Origin of the sequence: Mesorhizobium shangrilense, from assembly GCF_040537815.1 — a bacterium.
Lineage (GTDB): Bacteria > Pseudomonadota > Alphaproteobacteria > Rhizobiales > Rhizobiaceae > Mesorhizobium > Mesorhizobium shangrilense.
Genome location: NZ_JBEWSZ010000025.1, coordinates 1 through 3663 on the forward strand (window position 1 = coordinate 1; position 3663 = coordinate 3663).

Annotated in this window: 1 protein-coding gene, 1 tRNA gene and 2 rRNA genes; all 4 read right to left on the minus strand. The window is 53.5% G+C overall.

Annotated features, from left to right (window positions below):
• Window positions 1–68: 68 nt before the first annotated feature.
• Window positions 69–145: transfer RNA gene (locus ABVQ20_RS40065), tRNA-Met, on the minus strand.
• A gap of 157 nt (window positions 146–302) precedes the next feature.
• Window positions 303–417 (minus strand): 5S ribosomal RNA (gene rrf, locus ABVQ20_RS40070).
• A gap of 155 nt (window positions 418–572) precedes the next feature.
• Window positions 573–3384: ribosomal RNA gene (locus ABVQ20_RS40075) — 23S ribosomal RNA — on the minus strand.
• A 4-nt stretch (window positions 3385–3388) separates the two neighbouring features.
• Window positions 3389–3663 (minus strand): hypothetical protein (locus ABVQ20_RS40080; protein ID WP_354465357.1); only part of this gene is annotated, 275 nt, incomplete at its 5' end.

A 3663-nucleotide genomic window follows, 5' to 3' on the forward strand; every position in this document is an offset into this window, starting at 1 on the left:
TCGCTTCGACACAGCAACCATAAGCTAGATACAAAAATAGCCCGGCTTGAACCGGGCTATTTTGAATTTGGTTGCGGGGACAGGATTTGAACCTGTGACCTTCAGGTTATGAGCCTGACGAGCTACCGGGCTGCTCCACCCCGCGCCACCTCTGCCGATCGCGTTAGCGATTTGGCCTCTGCCGATCGCGTTAGCGATTTGGCAGTATCGAGCTTGCCAATGGAAAGGGCCGCTTTGTGCGGCCCGAGGTTTCCCGTTGGCGGGCCCTGTATTGAGAAGATTGTGTAACGTGCGTTTAGCAGACCTGGCAGCGACCTACTCTCCCGCGTCTTGAGACGAAGTACCATCAGCGCTGGAGCGTTTCACGGCCGAGTTCGGAATGGGATCGGGTGCAGCCGCTCCGCCATAACCACCAGGTCGGCAAAACGCACGTTATTCGAGAAGCTTTTGGCGAAGGCGCATGGAGAGACGTCGGCAGCGGAGCTGTCGGGTGCCTCTCAAGGCTGTTTCGCTGGTCTTTGTTGTGCTTTTTTCACGCTCCCTTTTGGGAGCGGTGAGCATAAGGAATGAGAACGATCAAGCCGATCGAACTATTAGTACCGGTAAGCTTCAAGCGTTGCCGCTCTTCCACACCCGGCCTATCAACGTGGTCGTCTTCCACGGTTCTCAGGGAATACTCGTTTTAAGGTGGGTTTCCCGCTTAGATGCCTTCAGCGGTTATCCCGTCCGGATATAGCTACCCTGCTATGCGGCTGGCGCCACAACAGGTCCACCAGAGATCCGTCCATCCCGGTCCTCTCGTACTAGGGACAGATCCTTTCAATATTCCTACACCCACGGCAGATAGGGACCGAACTGTCTCACGACGTTCTGAACCCAACTCACGTACCGCTTTAAATGGCGAACAGCCATACCCTTGGGACCTGCTCCAGCCCCAGGATGCGATGAGTCGACATCGAGGTGCCAAACAACCCCGTCGATATGGACTCTTGGGGGTCATCAGCCTGTTATCCCCGGCGTACCTTTTATTCGTTGAGCGATGGCCCTTCCACGCGGGACCACCGGATCACTATGACCGACTTTCGTCTCTGCTCGACTTGTCAGTCTCGCAGTCAGGCAGGCTTATGCCATTGCACTCAGCGAACGATTTCCGACCGTTCTGAGCCCACCATCGCGCGCCTCCGTTACTCTTTAGGAGGCGACCGCCCCAGTCAAACTACCCACCATACATTGTCCCGGACCCGGATAACGGGCCGCGGTTAGACATCCATAGTGATAAGGGTGGTATTTCAAGGATGGCTCCACCTGAGCTGGCGCCCAGGTTTCAAAGCCTACCACCTATCCTACACATGCCACTACGAATGCCAATGTAAAGCTATAGTAAAGGTGCACGGGGTCTTTCCGTCTAACCGCAGGAACCCCGCATCTTCACGGGGAATTCAATTTCACTGAGTCTATGCTGGAGACAGCGGGGAAGTCGTTACGCCATTCGTGCAGGTCGGAACTTACCCGACAAGGAATTTCGCTACCTTAGGACCGTTATAGTTACGGCCGCCGTTTACTGGGGCTTCGATTCAGAGCTTGCACCCCTCCTCTTAACCTTCCAGCACCGGGCAGGCGTCAGACCCTATACGTCGTCTTGCGACTTCGCAGAGCCCTGTGTTTTTGATAAACAGTCGCTACCCCCTGGTCTGTGCCACCCTCCTCCACTTGCGTGGAAAAGGGTCACGCTTCTTCCGAAGTTACGCGTGCAATTTGCCGAGTTCCTTCAGCATAGTTCTCTCAAGCGCCTTGGTATACTCTACCAGACCACCAGTGTCGGTTTCGGGTACGGTTTATAAGGAGGAGCTATTTCCTGGAACCACGCAGCAGCCCGTTCAATCCGATAAGATTGGACTACCTCAATGATCCGTCACTACCTCCAAGCCCACGAATATTAACGTGGTTCCCATCGACTACGCGTTTCCGCCTCGTCTTAGGGGCCGGCTAACCCTGCTCAGATTAGCTTTAAGCAGGAACCCTTGGTCTTTCGGCGGGGGAGTCTCTCACTCCCCTTACGTTACTCATGTCAGCATTCGCACTTCTGATACCTCCACCACCCCTCACGGGTATGGCTTCATCAGCTTACAGAACGCTCCGCTACCGCTTGGCCCTTGCGGACCAAACCCTAAGCTTCGGTGTATGGCTTTAGCCCCGTTACATTTTCGGCGCAAAGACCCTTATTTAGACCAGTGAGCTGTTACGCTTTCTTTAAATGATGGCTGCTTCTAAGCCAACATCCTGGTTGTTTTGGGATCCTCACATCCTTTCCCACTTAGCCATAACTTGGGGACCTTAGCTGTAGGTCAGGGTTGTTTCCCTTTTCACGACGGACGTTAGCACCCGCCGTGTGTCTGCCGACTAGTACTCCCAGGTATTCGGAGTTTGGTTAGGTTTGGTAATCCGGTGAGGACCCCTAGCCCATCCAGTGCTCTACCCCCTGGGGTATTCGGTCGACGCTCTACCTAAATAGATTTCGCGGAGAACCAGCTATTTCCGAGTTTGATTGGCCTTTCACCCCTAGCCACAAGTCATCCCGAACTATTGCAACAGTTATGGGTTCGGTCCTCCAGTAAGTGTTACCTTACCTTCAACCTGCTCATGGCTAGATCACTCGGTTTCGGGTCTAATGCGACGAACTGAATTGCCCTATTCAGACTCGCTTTCGCTGCGCCTACACCTATCGGTTTAAGCTTGCTCGTCACACTAAGTCGCTGACCCATTATACAAAAGGTACGTGGTCACCCAGGACGAACCTTGGGCTTCCACTGTTTGTAGGCAATCGGTTTCAGGTACTCTTTCACTCCCCTTGTCGGGGTGCTTTTCACCTTTCCCTCACGGTACTAGTTCGCTATCGGTCATGCACGAGTACTTAGGCTTGGAGGGTGGTCCCCCCAATTTCAGACAGGATTTCACGTGTCCCGCCTTACTCGAGGACGATTGATTGCATTACGCGTACGGGGCTGTCACCCACTATGGCCCTACTTTCCAGAAGGTTCCGCTTGTCTCTCAATCGCCACTGGCCTGGTCCGGGTTCGCTCGCCACTACTTCCGGAGTCTCGGTTGATGTCCTTTCCTACGGGTACTTAGATGTTTCAGTTCCCCGCGTTCGCCACTTTACCCCTATTTTATTCAGGGTAAGTTACCTATTATCGATACTTGGAAACCACAGCAGCAAGTCACCCTGCTGCTCTGATTTTCCAAGTACCTTAGGTGGGTTTCCCCATTCGGAAATCTACGGATCAAAGGGTATTCGCACCTCCCCGTAGCTTATCGCAGCGTATCACGTCCTTCATCGCCTGTGCATGCCAAGGCATCCACCAATTGCCCTTAAGACACTTGATCGTTCTCATTGCCAATACTCACCTGCGCAATCTCGAAGAGATTGTCGCTTCAGCCTTCCCCTCTCGAGGTCAACATCCGCGCAATCCCGAAGGGATTGTCGCCTGGGTAAATCCTGTGCGGGATTTAACCCGATGATATCAGCACAAAAAGACCAGCTTCTCGAGATCGGTTCGAGGGCGCGGTTAGGCAAACCCATCATATGCGGGAGATTGAGCGTCTCCCGCGACAAATCACGAACCTTTCGGCTCATGAAGTTCGAACAAATCTTCTCTTTACAAT